Source organism: Streptomyces sp. NPDC002853 (genome assembly GCF_053591915.1).
This window is the reverse complement of the sequence record NZ_JBSFUS010000006.1, coordinates 387,973-405,186: the sequence shown is the minus strand read 5'-3', so window position 1 is coordinate 405,186 and position 17,214 is coordinate 387,973. Positions and strand designations below refer to the sequence as shown.

The window sequence follows — 17,214 nt, the reverse complement described above, 5'->3', positions numbered from 1 at the left end:
AACTCAACTTCCCACGCCGGGGCCCCAGTTCGAGCAAAACGGCGCGCGCCGCACCCCTTTGCACCCCCCTTGGCGTCTTCTTGCCCAAAAACCCCTCTGGGGGTCATCGGGATTGGGCCACTATGGCGCCCGAACGCCCTACCGCGACGCAAGGGACCCCAGATGAGACTGACCGACATATCGCTGGACTGGCTGCTTCCGGGTGGCGTCCTGCTCCTGGGCATGCTGGTGGCGGTGGCGGTACTCGCACGCGGCAAGCGCGCCGGCCAAAAGGCGGCAGCCGGAGCCTCCGGCGACGACTCCTGGGAACGCAGCGAGGAGCGCCGCAGGCGCAAGGAAGCAATCTATGGAACGGCCTCGTACGTCCTGCTGTTCTGCTGTGCGGCGGTCGCCGCCGCACTCTCCTTCCACGGCCTCGTCGGCTTCGGCCGGCAGAACCTCAACCTCACCGGCGGCTGGGAGTACCTGGTCCCGTTCGGGCTCGACGGCGCGGCGATGTTCTGTTCCGTGCTCGCCGTGCGTGAGGCCAGCCATGGTGACGCGGCGCTCGGCTCGCGACTCCTGGTGTGGACGTTCGCGGGCGCGGCCGCCTGGTTCAACTGGGTGCACGCGCCCAGGGGCCTCGGCCACGCGGGCGCCCCGCAGTTCTTCGCCGGGATGTCACTGTCGGCGGCGGTGCTCTTCGACCGCGCGCTGAAGCAGACCCGCCGCGCGGCCCTGCGCGAACAGGGCCTGGTGCCGAGGCCGTTGCCGCAGATCCGGATCGTGCGGTGGCTGCGCGCACCGCGGGAGACCTTCGGTGCCTGGTCGCTGATGCTCCTCGAAGGCGTGCGCAGCCTGGACGAGGCGGTCGAGGAGGTCCGCGAGGACCGGCGCGAGAAGGAGCGCACCCGGACCCGCAGGCGGGACCGGGAGAAGCTGGAACGTGCGCAGCTCAAGGCGATCAGCAGGGGCCATCGCAGCCTGCCGGGCCGCGGCGGCGGGCGTCAGGTCGATCTGCCGGCGGTCACGTCGGCGACCGGGTCCGCGCAGGCCGGCGCGGACCCTGCCATAGCGCCGCAGGAACAGGAACAGGACCAGTTGCCGCTGCGCTCCCGTCCCGCTCTCCAGGCCGTGAGGAACGGCACTGAACCCGTCACCGTCGACCTCACGGCCGAGGACGACACCCAGGCGCTGCCGCGGCTCGACTCCCTTGAGCGCAAGCTCAAGGATCTGGAGCAGCAGTTCGGCTGATGTCAGCGGCGCAGGACGGGAGTTGACCGGCGGCCCGGCTCATGCCGGGCCGCCGTCCAGCTCGAACCACACCACCTTCCCGACCCCGTGGGCACGCACTCCCCACGCGTCGGCGAGGGACTGCACGAGCATCAGGCCCCGGCCGTGCGTGCCGTCGTCGGCATCCGGCACGCAGAGCTTGGGGCGGCGCCCCACGAAGTCCCTGACCTCGACGCGCAGCCTGCCGGGCCGCACGGTCGCCGTCAGAATGGCGTCGCGATCGGTGTGCACCAGTGCGTTCGTGACGAGCTCGCTGGTCAGCAGCTCGGCCACCTCGGATCTTCCGGGCCTCCCCCAGGTCCGGAGCAGTTCGCGCAGTGCGCCCCTGACCTCAGGGACCGCCCGCAGGTCGGATCTCCCCAATCTGCGCCGGAGTTGAGCCCTATGGAGCTCCACCGGCTTGTCGTCGATCGGCCCGTCCCTTGCTATCGGCGAAGACGTCCCGAACTGGATGGGACTGCCCCCTCTTGCTTGCCTTGTCATGACCCCCGCCCACAAACGAGTCAATTCCTCCCTGCTCGAACACGCTCACGGAATTCATGCCCCACTCGGTTGGCGGCACTCATGTCCATTCGTCAACCATTGGAGTGGGTGCACCCGAGCCCGGCGGGGAAGTGAAGCCGTGGACCGTTTCTGCTTGATCCCGACCGGGCCCGATCGCGTCACATCGGCCCCGCCCGAGCGCTTTGAGGAGCCGCCGTGCACGACGACCGACTGCTGGTGGAGGGACGCCTGGAGCGCGCCCTGCGGCAGTTCATCCGCCCCGCCCAGTACGCGGACCGTGTGCCGCTCGACCTCTCCGTCTGGCACGCGCCGGGCGAACCCGTGCCCGTCGCCGAGGCCCTCGACGCCACGTACGAGCCCTTCGAGACGGGCACCGCATGGGGAAAACCCTGGTCAACCAGCTGGTTCCGGCTGCGCGGTGAGGTGCCCGACGACTGGCGCGGGCGCCACGTCGAGGTGGTCGTCGATCCCGGCTTCACCGGTGAGGGCCCCGGCTTCCAGGCGGAGGGTCTGGTGTACGACGCCGCGGGCGTCCCCCTCAAGGGCATTCACCCGCGCAACCGGCACATTCCCGTGGCAGCCCGCGCCCAGGGCGGCGAGCCGGTGCACCTCCTCCTGGAAGCGGCGGCCAACCCCGCGATCCTGCACGACTTCGAACCGACACCCCTGGGCGACGTACTGACCGCGGGTGATGGCCCCATCTACCGATTCGCGTCTGCTGATCTCGCCGTACTGGACGAGGACGTCTGGCGGTTGACGCTGGACATCGAGGTCCTTTCCGAGCTGATGTACGAACTGGACACGGCCCGTCCGCGGCGTCACGAGATCCTGCGCGCCCTGGAGCGGGCGCTCGACGCACTGGACCTGCACGACGTGTCGGGCACGGCAGCGGCGGCGCGGGCCGAGCTCACGGACGTCCTCGCCAGCCCCGCCCACGCCAGCGCGCACCGGGTCTCGGCCACCGGGCACGCCCACATCGACTCGGCCTGGCTGTGGCCGCTGCGCGAGACGGTACGCAAGGCGTCCCGCACCTTTGCCAATGTGACCGCTCTCGCGAAGGACTATCCCGAGCTGGTCTTCGCCTGTTCGCAGGCCCAGCAGTACGCCTGGGTCAAGGAACACCAGCCGCACATCTGGGAGCGCATCAAGAAGGCCGTCGCGGACGGCAACTGGGCCCCGGTGGGCTCCATGTGGGTCGAGTCGGACGCCAACATGCCGGGCGGCGAGGCGCTGGCCCGGCAGATCACGCACGGGATGCGGTTCTTCCGCGAGGAGCTCGGCGTGGAGACGGAGGAGATCTGGCTGCCGGACTCCTTCGGCTACACGGCGGCGTTCCCCCAACTGGCGAAGCTCGCGGGCGTGCGCTGGTTCCTCACCCAGAAACTGAGCTGGAACCAGTCCAACAAGATGCCGCACCACACCTTCTGGTGGGAGGGCATCGACGGCACCCGCGTCTTCACGCACTTCCCGCCGGTGGACACCTACAACTCGCAGATCCACGGCGCCGAACTCGCGCACGCGGAACGGAACTTCACCGAGAAGGGCCGCGCCTCCCGGTCCCTGGTGCCGTTCGGCTGGGGCGACGGCGGCGGCGGCCCGACCCGCGAGATGCTGGAGAAGGCACGGCGGCTGCGGTCCCTCGAGGGGTCGCCGCGCGTCGAGATCGAGAAGCCGTCGAAGTTCTTCGCCGCCGCCGAGGAGGAGTACGGGGCGGGGGCGCCCGTCTGGTCCGGCGAGCTCTATCTGGAGCTGCACCGCGCCACGTACACCACGCAGGCGGCCACCAAGCGCGGCAACCGCCGCACCGAACACGCCTTGCGCGAGGCGGAGTTGTGGTGCACGGCCGCCGCGGTGCGCGACCCCGCGTACGTCTACCCCTACAGCACCCTCGACCGGCTGTGGAAGACGGTGCTCCTGCACCAGTTCCACGACATCCTGCCGGGCTCGTCGATCGCCTGGGTGCACCGGGAGGCGCGTGACACGTACGCGCGCGTGCTCGCCGAGCTGGACGAGATCACCGCGGCCGCGGTCCGTTCCCTCGGTGCGGGCGGGCCCGTGGCGCTCAACTCGTCGCCGTACGCCCGCAGTGAGGTCGTCACGGCCGACGACGGCAGCCTCGTGCACGTCAACGTCCCGGCCCTGGGGAGCAAGAGCCTGGAGGAGGCCGCCTCCTACACGCGGGAGACCGGCGCCACCGCTCTGCTGGCCGACGGCGAGATCCAGTTGCTGAACGAGCACCTGCGCGTCGCCGTCGACGCGGACGGCCTGGTGACCTCCGTGCACGACATCGACGCGCACCGCGAGGTCCTGTCCCCCGGCGCGCGCGGCAACCTCCTCCAACTGCACCCCGACCACCCCACGCACTACGACGCCTGGGACCTGGACAAGCACTACCGCAACACGCACACCGACCTCACCGAGGCCGAGTCCGTGGAGCTGGTCGAGGACGGGCCGCTGCGGGTCGCCGTCCGCGTGGTGCGGGCCTTCGGCAAGTCGCGGATCATCCAGGAGATCCGCCTCGCGGCGGGCAGCCGGCGCATCGACGTCGTCACGGAGGTCGACTGGCAGGAGTCGGAGAAGGTGCTCAAGGCCGCCTTCCCGCTCGACGTGCACGCCGAACGGTCGGCCGCCGAGATCCAGTTCGGGCACGTGCACCGCTCCACGCACGCCAACACCGGCTGGGACGCGGCCCGTTTCGAGATCTGCGCGCACCGCTGGCTGCGGGTCGCCGAGGAGGCGTACGGCGTGGCGGTGCTCAACGACTCGACGTACGGCCACGACGTGACGCGCACCCCGCACGGCGAAGGGCTCGGCACCACCGTGCGGCTCACGCTGCTTCGCGCCCCGCACAGCCCGGACCCGGAGACGGACCTGGGCGTGCATCGCTTCACGTACGCCCTGCTGCCCGGCGCGACGACGGGCGACGCGGTCGCGGAGGGCCTGGCCCTGAACCTGCCGCTACGGGTCGCCGCCGCGCCCGCCCTGCCCTCGCTCGTCAGCGTCGACAATCCGGCGGTGACCGTGGAGTCGGTGAAGCTCGCGGACGACGGGAGCGGCGATGTCGTGGTGCGGCTCTACGAGTCGCGGGGCGGGCGCGCCGCGGCCACGCTCACCACGTCGTTCGCGGTGGGCGCGGCCGAGGTGACCGACCTCCTGGAGCGTCCGCTCGAACCGGCCCACACCGATGACGCGGGGCTCGTGCTCGCGCTGCGTCCGTTCCAGATCGTGACGCTGCGGCTGCGGCCGGCACGCTGACCGGGCGTCAGGGGCGTGGCACGTTCCGCAGGTTGGAGCGTGCCATCTGGACCATGCGGCCGACGCCACCGTCCAGGACGATCTTGCTGGCGGAGAGCGCGAAGCCGGTCACCATCTCGGAGCTGATCTTGGGCGGGATGGAGAGGGCGTTCGGGTCCGTGACGATGTCGACGAGGGCGGGGCCCTTGTGCGCGAAGGCGTCCTTCAGGGCGCCGGCGAGCTGCTTGGGCTTCTCGACCCGCACTCCATAGGCTCCGGCGGCGCGGGCGACGGCCGCGAAGTCGGGGTTGTGGTTGGCCGTGCCGAACGAAGGGAGGCCGGCCACCAGCATCTCCAGCTCGACCATGCCGAGCGACGAGTTGTTGAAGAGGACGATCTTCACCGGCAGGTCGTACTGGACGAGGGTGAGGAAGTCACCCATCAGCATGGAGAATCCGCCGTCGCCGGACATCGAGATGACCTGCCGCTTGCGGTCGGTGAACTGGGCGCCGATCGCCTGCGGCAGGGCGTTGGCCATCGAGCCGTGGCTGAAGGAGCCGATGATGCGGCGCCTGCCGTTCGGGGAGAGATAGCGGGCCGCCCAGACGTTGCACATGCCCGTGTCGACGGTGAACACGGCGTCGTCGGCGGCGAGTTCGTCGACGACGGACGCGACATACTCGGGGTGGATCGGGACGTGCTTGTCGACCTTGCGCGTGTAGGCCCTGATGACGCCTTCGAGGGCGTCCGCGTGCTTCTTCAGCATCTTGTCGAGGAACTTGCGGTTGCTCTTGGGGGTGACACGCGGAGTGAGACAGCGCAGGGTCTCGCGTACGTCGCCCCAGACGGCGAGATCCAGTTTGGAACGGCGGCCGAGCCGTTCGGGCCGCACGTCGACCTGGGCGATCTTGACGTCGTCGGGCAGGAAGGCGTTGTACGGGAAGTCCGTGCCGAGCAGGATGAGCAGGTCGCACTCGTGGGTGGCCTCGTACGCGGCGCCGTATCCGAGCAGCCCGCTCATGCCGACGTCGTACGGGTTGTCGTACTGGATCCATTCCTTGCCGCGCAGGGCGTGGCCCACCGGGGACTTGATCTTCTCGGCGAACTCCATGACCTCGGCGTGCGCGCCGGCCGTGCCGCTGCCGCAGAAGAGGGTGACCTTGTCCGCCTCGTCGATCATCGCGGCGAGCTTGTCGATCTCCGTGTCGCCGGGGCGCACGGTGGGGCGCGAGGTGACGAGGGCGCTCTCGGCGGACTTGTCCGGGGCAGGCTCGTCGGCGATGTCTCCGGGCAGGGTGACGACGCTGACTCCGGACCGGCCGATCGCGTGCTGGATGGCGGTGTGGAGCAGCCGCGGCATCTGCTTCGGGCTGGAGATCATCTCGCTGTAGTGACTGCAGTCCTGAAAGAGCCGGTCGGGGTGGGTCTCCTGGAAGAACCCGAGGCCGATCTCGCTGGAGGGGATGTGTGACGCGAGGGCGAGGACGGGCGCCATGGAGCGGTGGGCGTCGTAGAGGCCGTTGATCAGGTGGAGGTTGCCGGGGCCGCAGGAACCGGCGCAGACGGCGAGGCTCCCGGTGATCTGAGCCTCGGCACCGGCCGCGAAGGCAGCGGTCTCCTCGTGCCTGACCTGCACCCACTCGATGCCCTTGGTGCGCCTGATCGCGTCCACGACCGGGTTGAGGCTGTCGCCCACGACTCCGTACATGCGGCGCACACCGGCGCGGTGGAGGATGTCGACGAACTGCTCGGCGACGTTCTGCTTGGCCATGGCTTCACGAACCCTTCAGTCCCCTTGACTCTCTTGGGTCCATGAATTCACAGGGCGGGCGCTCACGCCTCCCAAACGGCGGCCGCCGTCCGGTCGTCCGCGTACCCCTTGACCCTGACCTGGATGTCCGCGAGGAAGGTCGCGAGACCCGGTGGGCCGCTCTTCGCCCACCGCTGGGTGAGGTGGGCGGCCAGCTCGGGTTCGCCGCGCAGGGGCTCGGCGAGGCCGCCGCTGCAGAGCATCAGGGCGTCACCCGGGCGGGCTACGGAGGCCCGGAAGCGGAAGGGTTCACGGGGCGGGGGCTCGGGGGCCGGCTCGTACGGACTCGGGGGCGTGATGATGCCCATGTCCATGGTGAGCCGGTCGCCGTCGGGGGTCTGGGGCGGCACCGAACCGAACCCGACCACGGGCGGCCCCGGATCCACGGCGGCGTCGCTGACGTGGGGCTCGATGTCCTGCCATGCGCCGTCCCTGAGCCGGAAGAGACCGCCGCCGCCGACGCCGAAGAAGACACGGGTGCGGCATTCGGGGTCGGCCGTCAGCAGGAGGCAGCGCAGGGACGCCGCGTACTCCTCGGGCTCGATGCCGAGGTCGGCGGCGTGCGCGCGGAGCTTGCCGAGGCTGCGGTCCGTGAGCCGGTGCAGGCCGCTCTTGAGGTCGCCGCGCCGGGCGGCCCTGATGTCCTCGGACAGCCGCTGATGGCTGCGGCCCACGGCCCGCCCGATCCAGGCGCACGCCTCGGCGGCGGCGCGGTGGGCGCCGGGCGTGGCCCGCGCGCCGGTGGCCATGGCGACCAGGACGAGGGCGCTCTCCCCGGTCCCGAAGCGCGCGGTGAGCAGCGAGTCGCGGCGCGGCTCGCCCCGATAGCGCGCGGAGTCCCCGCGCACGGAGACGGCCCGCAGGGTGGAGGTGCCGTACCGAGCGCCGTCGAGCACGGTGTCGGCGACCAGATCACCCAGGTCATCCGGGTCGGCGACGGGCAGGACGGTGGGCTCGGCGTCATAGGTGGGCGGTCCGTCGCCGACGTACGCGACGCCGTCCACGGACGGCGTCACCACCGGCTGCCGCTCCACCCGTACGGGCTCCTGCGGCTCCGGGACCGCGGACGCCTCGGGCGCGCGGGGCGTGGGGACGGCGGTGGTGCGGCTCGGGGCGCCGGAAGGCTTCGGGGGCCCCGTCGGGAAGGTGACAGGACCCGGGGGCGCGGCGGGCGGCTCCCAAGGGGCGGCGCCCGGCCGGACGCGGGCGGCGGGTGGCGGTTCGTGCGCCGGCGGCGACTCGGGCGGCGCCACCGGCTCGCGCGGTGGGAACGGTTCACCTGGCGCGGGCGCCTGCGTTCCAGGGCCGGGGGCGGGGACGGGGACGGGGACGGGGCCAGGATCAGCCACGCCGTCGCCCGATGCCGCCGAGAGCGCCGATGCGAACCTGTCGTCGAGGGTGTCGGCCGCCTCTGCCGGACCCGTGTCATGAGCGGAGTCGTCGTAGAGCTGACCCCACCAGTCGTCCTCCTGGCCGGAAGCTCCGTCGTGCCTCTCCCCCTGCTGGCTCATGCCCCTATTGTCCACCGCGGAGGCCGTACGAAAACGGTGCATCCGGAAAATCCGGCCACCGGAAGAGTGACGAAGGGCCGCCGGGCGGGCCCACCCCCCACGGGAGGACCGCCCGGCGGTGTCTGTGTGTTTATCGCACGTCGTAGGCGCGGGCCACTGTCTGAGTGACGGAACTTCCGTTCGTGTCCGTCAGTTCGGTCCTGAGCCAGACCTGCTTCCCCGAGGCGCCCGCGTGGTTCACGGTGGCGGTCCACTTGCCGCCCGAAGCGGACGTCTTGGCCTCGGTCCAGGTCTTGCCCTCGTCGTACGAGTAGGACAGGGCCGCCGACTTGAGCGCGCCGGGCTTGTAGCCGGCGTGCCCGGTGGCCGTGAGCCCGATCCGCCCGCCGTCCTTCGCGGCCAGGGTCTTCATGCCGTCCTCGGGCAGGTCATAGCGCGGGAACAGCATCGGAACGCCCTGCGAGTAGGCCTTCTCGTCCAGGTGCGAGCGGAAGGCCCAGGTGGTCTCCGTGCTCGTGGACCGCTTCCAGACCTTCGAGCCGATCTTCTGGGTGCTCAGGGTGAGTTCGTAGGCGGAGTCTTCCGCCGGGACCGTGAACACACCCGACGGCCAGCCGGATTCGCCCACGACCTCGCCGTTCCGCTTCAGCCGGACATTGCCGATGTCCCCGAAACTGCCCTGGACTCCCCCGTGTTCGCCGTCGCCCCAGAACCCGGGCGCGACTCCGATCAGGTTGCCCTGCCGCTCCCCCGCCAGGCCGAGCCCGCCGTCGGCGTCACGCGGCGCGGTGGGAGTGAGCACCCCGTCGTACCACTTCTCGTTGCGCCGCTCGCCCTTCTTGTACGTCCGCACCGGGTCCATCATGAACTCCCCGAACGGGAAGCTGCTGGACACCTGGTGACCCCAGCCGGTCGTGCCCGCCGAGTAGTACTCGGTGCGCTTGCCGGGGGCCGGGACCGACTCGAAGTCGGCGAAGTACACCTCGAGGCCCGATGGCCGGACGGCGGACGGCAGGTCCACGTAGTCCGTGGCCTCGCCCATCGCGCGGTACGTCGCCTCGTTCGCGGCGAGGTCCTTGTCCCGCACCCGGTAGGTGCGGTCGTCGCGGATCTGGCCGGTCTCGGGGAAGGCGAGGTTGTAGACGTAGGGGCTCTTGGCCGTTCCCTTCCACTTCAACTCAACGCTTCCGTCGGTGAGTTGGGCAAGCAGGTCCGCCGCCTCCGCCGTCTGGACGCCGAGCACCGGCAGCGGGGAACCGCTGAGGCCGACCGAGGGGTACCAGCGTCCCGGCGCCGCTCGGTGGGCGACGACCGCGACCGCACCGGCGGCCTTCGCCGCCGAAGCCACGGCGGTGGCGGAGCCGCTGTCCGGAAGCCTCACCAGGGCGATCTTGCCCTTGACCCCGGCGGCCTCCAGCTCCTGCGGCGTACCGGACCTGGCGTCCACGAGGGCGGCCTTGCCGGTGCCGTCCAGGTTGGCCGAGCCGGTGGAGGCGGTCACCGGATGCAGCGACTTGCCGCCCACGACGGCCAGTTCGGAGAGCAGGGGCGCGGCGGCGCGCCAGTAGCTGCTGGACTCGAAGGTGCCTTCGGTGGCCTTGCCCTCCACGGACTGGTAGAAGCCGCGGATGGTGCGCGGCCCCGACGCGGTGCCCGCGTGCAGCCAGTTGTCGGTGCCCCAGGTGCGGGCGAACCCGAGAGTGGCCCCGCGCACCTCGGACTCCTTGTCCGTCTTGACGGTGAGGCGGTGTGCCTTACGGGCGTCGAGCGTGACGGTGGTGTCCTTCTTCACCTCGACCTGAGGCCGGGCGATGTGCGTGAGCGAGTCGGTCAGGGTGCCGCCGTCCGCGTCCGGCGTGGCGACGAAGCCGGTCAAGAAGTAGGCGCCGGGGCGGACTTGGAAGGTCTGGTCGTTCGCGCCCTCGTTGAAGCGCCGCTCGCCGCTGGCGTCGTCGGTGCCGATGAGGTCCAGGGACGACGGGCCGTCGGCGGGCTTCCCGTCGCGGTCGACGAGCTTCACGCGGAGGCTGACCGTCTCCGGCTGTACGTAGAGCGAGAAGGGCGTGGAGACCGCGACGCCTCCGTCGGCCTTCGCCAGGACGCGGCCGGTGACGTCGCCGTACTGGGAGCGCTTGAGGTGCGCGTCGGGGTCCAGCTTCAGCGGAACCTTGACCGTGGCCCCGGCGGCGACCTTCACCGAGCGTGTGCCGAGCTCCGCGATGCCCGACCTCACCGACGAGCCGTCGTTGCCCGTGACGCCCTGCACGGACAGCTTCAACCCCACCGTCTTGTCCGTGGTGTTGGTGTACGGGACGTCGACCGTCGTACGGTCCGAGTTGTCCTGGGGCCAGCCGAAGCTGCCGCCCTGCACGGCGGGCGAGCCGAGCACCTTCTGGTCGACGGCGGCCTTCACGTCGAGGCGTCCGCCGCCGGTCTCGGTCACGTCGCCGGGGATGCGGCTGTCCGCGGACGACACGAGCGCCGACTTGATCTGCCGCGCGCTCCAGTCCGGGTGGCGCTGCTTGACCAGGGCGGCGGCGCCCGCGACGTGCGGGGTGGCCATCGACGTACCGCTCATGGACTGGTAGGCGTAGACGCCCCTGCCGCCCGCGGCGGCCGCGGAGATCTCGACGCCGGGGGCGGCGATCTCCGGCTTGAGGGTGTGCGAGCCGTACGCGGGCCCGCGGCTGGAGAAGGAGGCCGTGGAGTCGTCGCGGTCGACGGCGCCGACGGTCAGGACGCTCGGCGCGCAGCCGGGCGAGGAGACGGAGTTGAGGCTCGGCCCGGTGTTGCCCGCGGCGAGGACGAAGAGGGTGTCCTTGCTCGACTGCGCGAGCTCCTCGGTGGCGGTGCTCATCGGGTCCGTGCAGTCGGTCCGCGCGGGGTTGCCGAGGCTCATGGAGACGACGTCGGCCTTCTCGTCGACGGCCCACTGCATGCCGGCGATGATCCACGAAGTGGCGCCGGAGCCGCTGTCGTCGAGGACCTTGCCGTGCAGCAGTTCGGTGCCGGGGGCGACGCCCTTCTTCTTGCCGCCGCTCGCCGCGCCGCTGCCGCCGACGGTGGAGGTGGTGTGGGTGCCGTGGCCCTGGCGGTCCTCGTTGTCCGGCGATTCGGTGAAGTTCTTGACCGCGCCGATCCGGCCCTTCAGGTCGGGGTGCTCCGCGTCGGCCCCGGTGTCGAGGACGGCGACCTTGGTGCCCTTGCCGTCGTAGCCCGCGGCCCACGCCTCGGGGGCGTGCACCTGCTTCGTCGACTTGTCGAGAGATGCCTTGACCTTGGCGTCGAGCCAGAGCTTCTTCAGGTCGGAGGCGGCACGGGACTTCGGTGACGTGATGTCCGCCCAGAAGTCCGCGGCCTCCTTCTTGTCCGCCTTCAGCGCGACCCCGTCGACGGGGTCGAGGACGAGCCCGCGCTCGGCGCCGCGCGGGGTGGCGGGCACCGCGCGCGTGACGTCGACGGACTTGTCGTACACGGCGATCAGCGGGAGCTGCTCGGCGTGCGCGTCGTCGTAGCCCTGGCGGACGAGGCCGGTGACGTTGAAGAGCTCCTCGTCGACCTTGCCCTCGGCGATCGCGTGGACGGCGCCCTCGGGGTAGACGTACAGGTCCTTGCCGGACTGTCTGGTCTGCATGAGGGGCACCGTGCCGTCGGCCGCGGGCAGCGCGCTCGCGCCCGCGCGGCCCTTGCCGTCGGACGACACGAGGACGCGGTCGCCGGTGACGAGGGTGACGACGGAGCTTCCCTCGCCGCGTGGCCCGCTCCCCACCGGCGGACTCGTGTCCGCCGTGGCCGTGCGTGGCTCGGCCACGGACGGGACGGCCGCGGTGACGGCGAGGACGACGGCGGACGCCGCCCCCAAGGCCGTACGCGATATCGGGCGCATCGCTCTCCCCAGGGTTGATGGGCATGCGGAACCACAGCCGAAATGGGACCAAAGGCCCTAATCCCGGCTGCCGTTGGTGCTGCGGTGGCGTCACCTTGGCAGAGAGGCGGGGGGTGCGGGGATGATGTCCCGGGGCGGGTTTACGCCGTGGCTGTTTCCCGCCAGGGTGCCGTCGGAACAGATCTCTGGGGAGGGACGTCGCCGCATGCTGGCCGCGATAGGTCTGGACGAGCTGCACGAATCGGCGTACCGCGCGCTGGTCGCGGTGGGCGCCGCCGACGTGCCCGATCTCGCGCGGCGGCTCTCGCTCGGCGAGCCCGAGACGGTCCGCGCGCTGCGCCGCCTCGAACTGCACGGCCTCGCTGCCCAGGCGTCCGGCAAGGCGGGCCGGTGGGTGGCGGCCCCGCCCGGCGTCGCGCTCGGCGCGCTGCTGACCCAGCAGCGGCACGAACTGGAGAAGGCTGAGCTCGCGGCGAAGCTGCTCGCCGAGGAGTACCGCGCGCAGGCCGCCGAGCCCACGGTGCACGACCTGGTCGAGGTGGTCACCGGCGCGGGCGCGGTCTCGCAGCGTTTCCTCCAGCTCCAGCTGGGCGCGAGCCACGAGGTGTGCGCCCTGGTGACCGGTAACCCCGTGGCGATCACCGGCATGGAGAACGACGCGGAGGAGCAGGCCGCGGGCCGTGGCGTCACCTACCGCGTGGTGGTCGAGCGCTCCGTCCTCGCGCTGCCCACCGGTCTCCTGGAACTGTCGACGGCGATCGGCCGCAACGAACAGGTGCGCGTCGTGGACCGTGTCCCTACGAAGCTGGTGATCGCCGACGGCTCGCTCGCGATGGTGCCGCTGACCTCACGCAGGGCGGAGCCCGCCGCGCTCGTGGTGCACGCGAGCGGCCTGCTCGAATCCCTGACGGGGCTCTTCGAGGCGGTGTGGCGGGACGCGCTGCCGCTGCGGCTCGGCGAGGCAGGCCACTCGGTCACCGAGGACGCCCCCGAGGGCCCGGACGGCGCGGATCTGGAGATCCTGTCGCTGCTGCTCGCGGGCCTGACGGACGCGAGCGTCGCCAAGCAGCTCGACCTGGGCCTTCGGACGGTGCAGCGCCGGGTCAAGCGCCTGATGGAGCTGACGGGCGTGACGACGCGGCTGCAGCTGGGCTGGCACGCGTACGAACGGGGCTGGGTGGCGCGCTAGGACTGGGCCCCGGGGCGGCGAGGGCTCGCGCGACCTGCGGTTTTCTCCCTTTTCCGGCACGCTTGGGAGATGGGAGCCTGGGAACTCCTGCTGGTCGGAGTCGTGCTGCTGCTCGGGATCGGCGGAGTGCTTGTGCCCGGCGTGCCGGGGCCGTGGCTGGTGTGGGCCGCGGTGCTGTGGTGGGCGCTGAAGGACCCGGAGCCGGTCACCTGGTGGGTCCTGGTCGGCGCGTCCGTCGTGCTCCTGGTCGCGCAGGGCATCCGATGGCTGCTGCCGCCACGGCGCTTCCGGCAGAGCGGAGCCACGCGCCGGACCGCCGTGTACGCGGGGGTCGGGGCCCTTGTCGGGTTCTGTGTGGTGCCGGTGATCGGGTCGCTGCCGGGGTTCATCGGCGGGATCTACGTGAGCGAGCGGCTACGGCTCGGCGGCCACGGCCAGGCGGTGACGGCGACGAGGACGGCCATGCGGTCGGGTGGCTGGAGCGTGCTGACCGAGCTGTTCGCGTGCCTGCTCATCGCGGGGGCGTGGCTGGGGGCCTTGATCTGGGGCTGAGCATCCCGAGGCGCGGGGCGGGCGGGGTGATTCGGTGCCGATCACGAGGAGGGGTGGCCGGTGCCGGGGCAGGGAACCGATGCAGAGGCGGGGGTACGCGTGCGAGGCTCGCGCCATGACCGAATTCAGCGAGGCCGAGCGGGCGTATCTCAAGTCCCAGCGTCTGGGCCGGATGGCCAGCGTGGACGCGACGGGGCAGCCGCAGGCCAATCCTGTCGGGTTCTTCCCGCAGGACGACGGGACGATCCTGATCGGCGGGTACGCGCTGGGGACCACCAAGAAGTGGCGCAACCTCCAGAAGAACCCGAAGGTGTCGCTGGTCGTGGACGACATCGTGAGTGAGCGGCCGTGGAAGGTGCGGGGCGTCGACATCCGCGGCGACGCGGAACTCCTCACGGGGCCGCACGAGTTGGGCCCGCATTTCAGCGAGGAGCTGATCCGGATTCATCCTCGGCGGATCCATAGCTGGGGCCTGGACGAGTAACCCAGAGATGGCCTCGAACGCCGGCCGGGCCGGGGTGGTTCCAGCCCGGCCGACGTTCGAGGACGAACTCGGCGGAGCCGGTGATCAACGGCGCCCACATCCTTCTCCCGCCGCCATCAGATGCCGCACCCCATACGACCGCCACGGCCGCCACCCCTCGGCCACATCAACCCCCGGCAACCCCACATCCGGATCGCCGAGAGCCCGCATCCGAATCAAGGCGACACGCCCCGCGTCCACCCCGCCCAGCGCCGCGAGGCCGGCCTCCGCGTCCTCCCGATCCGCCCCCGCGTCCAGCCGCACCCGCCCATCGGCAAGCGCGGCATCCAGCACCCCCAGGGGCCCCGGCTCCCCGGCAAGCGCCCCCGGCTCCGGGAACACATGGGTCAGGGTGCCGCACGGCGCGTCCAGCGCCTTCCCGTACCGCTCCACCAGCAGAGAAGCCTCCCCCGGCCCCACAAGCGCCCGCACCGCGAACTCCTCGGGATCGGCCGCACCCGGCGACCGGAGGCCCGGCCGCGCCGCGACCAGCGGGGCGAGCCGGGGATCGGCGCCGAGCCGCTCGTCGACGGCGTACGGATCCGCGTCGAGGTCGAAGAGCCGGCGCAACCGCTGCACGGCGGTCGTGAGGTCCCGCAGGTCGGTCAGATGGAGCCGCGCGTCCAGCCACCCGCCGACCCCGTGGTCACTCTCCTCGACGGCCACGATCCCCGTGCCGTACGGCAGCCGCAGCGTACGCCGATAGGTCCGCCCACCCGGCTCCCCGCTGACCTGCTCGATCCCGGCGACGGCCTCCTCGGCGAGCAGGTCGAGGACGGCGCCCGCCTGATAGGCCCCCCGGTAGGCGAGGCGCAGCGGCACCCCGGCCGCCGGGGTCGCCTGCCCGGCGCCCCCGCCGCGCGGCGCGGCGGCCCGCAGCGCGGTGGGCGTCAGGGCGTACACCGCGCGGATCGTGTCGTTGAACTGCCGGACGCTCGCGAACCCCGCCGCGAACGCGATCTCCGTGATCGGCAGACCCGTCGTCTGCAGCAACACCCGCGCGGTGTGCGCCCGTTGGGCCCGCGCGAGGGCGACGGGACCGGCCCCCAGTTCGGCGGTGAGCTGGCGCTGCACCTGCCGGGAGCTGTAACCGAGCCGCACGGCGAGACCGGAGACGCCCTCGCGGTCGACGACGCCGTCACCGATCATGCGCATGGCGCGCCCTACGACGTCCGCGCGTACGTTCCACTCCGCGGACCCCGGCACGGCGTCCGGGCGGCAGCGCCGGCAGGCCCGGAATCCGGAGCCCTGGGCCGCGGCCGCGGTGGTGTAGTAGCGGACGTTCTTGCGCTTCGGGGTGACGGCGGGGCAGCTGGGGCGGCAGTAGATGCCGGTGGTCTCGACGGCGAAGAAGAACTCTCCGTCGAAGCGCGCGTCGCGGCTGCGAACCGCCTCGTACCTGGTTTCCTCATCGATCACGTAGTCCAGTGTGCGGGGTCGCGGCCGCTCCGGCTGGCGGGATTCGGACACCGCGTTGCGGGGGCGCGGAACACGCCCCCGCAACGCGGCCGCCCTAGCGGATGCGGCCCCGCTTGGCCTCCATGGCCGCCTTGCCCTCCGCGCCCCGCAGCTTCCACATGCGCCGCATGTCCGCCCGGAGCTTCGCGTCCGTCTTGGCGACGATGCGCTGGTTCTCGCGGATCAGCTTGCGGTAGCTGTCGAGGCGGCGGTCGGGGAGCGTGCCGTCCTCCACGGCTGCCAGCACCGCGCAGCCGGGCTCGGCGGTGTGGGCGCAGTCCTGGAAGCGGCAGTCGGCCGCCAGCTCCTCGATCTCGGAGAAGACCTGGCCGACACCTGACCCCGCGTCGAACAGGCCGACGCCGCGCAGCCCCGGTGTGTCGATGAGGACGCCACCGGCGGGGAGCACGAGGAGGTTGCGGGTCGTCGTGGTGTGGCGGCCCTTGCCGTCCACGTCACGGGCGGCGTTGACGAGCATGACGTCCTCGCCGATCAGTGCGTTGGCCAGCGTCGACTTGCCCGCTCCGGACTGGCCGAGCAGGACCGACGTACCGCCGGCGACGACGGCGCACAGGACGTCGACGCCTTCCCCGGTGGTGGCGCTGACCGGGAGCACCTGGACGCCGGGGGCCGATGTCTCGACGTCCTCCAAGAGGTAGGACAGACCCGTGGCGTCCGGGACTAGGTCGGCCTTGGTGAGGACGACCAGCGGCTGGGCACCGGACTCCCAGGCCAGCGCCAGGAACCGTTCGATCCGGCCGAGGTCGAGCTCGACGGCGAGCGACACCGCGATGATCGCGTGGTCGACGTTGGCCGCGAGGATCTGCCCCTCGGACCGCTTGGACGAGGTGGAGCGGACGAAGGCGGTACGGCGCGGCAGCAGCGTCCGTACGTAGCGCGGATCGCCGCCCTCGGCGTCGACGGCGACCCAGTCCCCCGTGCACACGACCTTCATCGGGTCGCGGGGCACGACGAACTCGGTGTCCGCACGCACCGTGCCGTCAGGCGTGACGACGTCGCACTGCCCGCGGTCGACACGCAGGACGCGGCCGGGCAGCAGTCCCTGCGCCGCGTACGGGGTGAACTCGGCCTCCCAGTTCTCGTCCCAGCCGTAGGGCGCGAGCGCGTCCGGGGACGAGGAGGACGAGAGAGAAGCCTGAGGTGAAGAGGAGGGAGAAGGTGAAGAGGAGATAGAAGAGGAAGACAAGGGGTGACCCTTCACAGGGTGGCCCCGGCGCACGCACGCACTGGCGCGTGGAGGAAGGGAAGGTCAGC

11 protein-coding genes are annotated in these 17,214 nt (G+C 71.7%); 5 read left to right on the top strand and 6 right to left on the bottom strand.

Translation table 11 applies throughout. The features are described from left to right. Positions 1 to 162 precede the first annotated feature (162 nt). Entirely contained in the window at positions 163 to 1,233 is a 1,071-nt protein-coding gene (locus ACWD02_RS18925; RefSeq protein WP_451211642.1) for a DUF2637 domain-containing protein, read from the top strand. Positions 1,234 to 1,272: 39 nt separating this feature from the next. Here ACWD02_RS18925 and ACWD02_RS18920 read toward each other — a convergent pair whose 3' ends face one another. Beyond that, positions 1,273 to 1,755, bottom strand: a complete 483-nt coding sequence (locus tag ACWD02_RS18920; RefSeq protein WP_451211639.1) for an ATP-binding protein — start codon at positions 1,753 to 1,755, stop codon at positions 1,273 to 1,275. A gap of 216 nt (positions 1,756 to 1,971) precedes the next feature. On the opposite strand from ACWD02_RS18920, the gene ACWD02_RS18915 reads away from it, so the two are divergent. Further along, positions 1,972 to 5,031, top strand: coding sequence for an alpha-mannosidase (locus ACWD02_RS18915; RefSeq protein ID WP_451211636.1), 3,060 nt, complete (start codon positions 1,972 to 1,974; stop codon positions 5,029 to 5,031). Positions 5,032 to 5,038: 7 nt separating this feature from the next. Here the strand turns inward: ACWD02_RS18915 and ACWD02_RS18910 are convergent, their stop codons facing one another. The 3 genes from ACWD02_RS18910 to ACWD02_RS18900 all read right to left on the bottom strand — a co-directional run bounded on the left by ACWD02_RS18910 (position 5,039) and on the right by ACWD02_RS18900 (position 12,217). After that, complete coding sequence (locus tag ACWD02_RS18910) at positions 5,039 to 6,781, bottom strand: pyruvate dehydrogenase (protein WP_451211634.1); 1,743 nt, start codon at positions 6,779 to 6,781, stop codon at positions 5,039 to 5,041. Positions 6,782 to 6,843: 62 nt separating this feature from the next. Beyond that, positions 6,844 to 8,331 (bottom strand): protein phosphatase 2C domain-containing protein, encoded by a 1,488-nt coding sequence (locus ACWD02_RS18905; protein ID WP_451211632.1) that lies wholly within the window; start codon positions 8,329 to 8,331, stop codon positions 6,844 to 6,846. A 130-nt stretch (positions 8,332 to 8,461) separates the two neighbouring features. Next, on the bottom strand, positions 8,462 to 12,217 hold the full coding sequence (locus ACWD02_RS18900; RefSeq protein WP_451211629.1) for a S8 family peptidase: 3,756 nt from the start codon (positions 12,215 to 12,217) through the stop codon (positions 8,462 to 8,464). A 205-nt stretch (positions 12,218 to 12,422) separates the two neighbouring features. Between ACWD02_RS18900 and ACWD02_RS18895 the strand changes: the two genes are divergently transcribed. The 3 genes from ACWD02_RS18895 (at position 12,423) to ACWD02_RS18885 (ending at position 14,442) form a co-directional block, all read left to right on the top strand. After that, positions 12,423 to 13,406 (top strand): helix-turn-helix transcriptional regulator, encoded by a 984-nt coding sequence (locus tag ACWD02_RS18895; protein WP_451211626.1) that lies wholly within the window; start codon positions 12,423 to 12,425, stop codon positions 13,404 to 13,406. 69 nt (positions 13,407 to 13,475) lie between these two features. Next, complete coding sequence (locus ACWD02_RS18890; RefSeq protein WP_451211623.1) at positions 13,476 to 13,958, top strand: DUF456 domain-containing protein; 483 nt, start codon at positions 13,476 to 13,478, stop codon at positions 13,956 to 13,958. Positions 13,959 to 14,073: 115 nt separating this feature from the next. Beyond that, positions 14,074 to 14,442 carry a PPOX class F420-dependent oxidoreductase gene (locus ACWD02_RS18885; protein ID WP_451211620.1) on the top strand — a complete coding sequence of 123 codons (369 nt, stop codon included), beginning with the start codon at positions 14,074 to 14,076 and terminating at the stop codon, positions 14,440 to 14,442. An 84-nt stretch (positions 14,443 to 14,526) separates the two neighbouring features. Here ACWD02_RS18885 and ACWD02_RS18880 read toward each other — a convergent pair whose 3' ends face one another. Together ACWD02_RS18880 and rsgA are read right to left on the bottom strand one after the other, a co-directional pair. Further along, a complete protein-coding gene (locus tag ACWD02_RS18880) occupies positions 14,527 to 15,897 on the bottom strand; it encodes a DNA-3-methyladenine glycosylase 2 family protein (RefSeq protein ID WP_451212071.1) in 1,371 nt (456 codons plus the stop codon). A 97-nt stretch (positions 15,898 to 15,994) separates the two neighbouring features. Beyond that, positions 15,995 to 17,131 (bottom strand): ribosome small subunit-dependent GTPase A, encoded by a 1,137-nt coding sequence (rsgA, locus tag ACWD02_RS18875; RefSeq protein WP_451212068.1) that lies wholly within the window; start codon positions 17,129 to 17,131, stop codon positions 15,995 to 15,997. Positions 17,132 to 17,214: the final 83 nt, after the last annotated feature.

Coding starts and splice junctions, on each gene's coding strand:
- ACWD02_RS18885 (WP_451211620.1), top strand. CDS start 14,074: ATGACCGAATTCAGCGAGGCCGAGCGGGCGTATCTCAAGTCCCAGCGT.
- ACWD02_RS18905 (WP_451211632.1), bottom strand. CDS start 8,331: ATGAGCCAGCAGGGGGAGAGGCACGACGGAGCTTCCGGCCAGGAGGAC.
- ACWD02_RS18890 (WP_451211623.1), top strand. CDS start 13,476: ATGGGAGCCTGGGAACTCCTGCTGGTCGGAGTCGTGCTGCTGCTCGGG.
- ACWD02_RS18910 (WP_451211634.1), bottom strand. CDS start 6,781: ATGGCCAAGCAGAACGTCGCCGAGCAGTTCGTCGACATCCTCCACCGC.
- ACWD02_RS18920 (WP_451211639.1), bottom strand. CDS start 1,755: ATGACAAGGCAAGCAAGAGGGGGCAGTCCCATCCAGTTCGGGACGTCT.
- ACWD02_RS18900 (WP_451211629.1), bottom strand. CDS start 12,217: ATGCGCCCGATATCGCGTACGGCCTTGGGGGCGGCGTCCGCCGTCGTC.
- ACWD02_RS18925 (WP_451211642.1), top strand. CDS start 163: ATGAGACTGACCGACATATCGCTGGACTGGCTGCTTCCGGGTGGCGTC.
- ACWD02_RS18895 (WP_451211626.1), top strand. CDS start 12,423: ATGCTGGCCGCGATAGGTCTGGACGAGCTGCACGAATCGGCGTACCGC.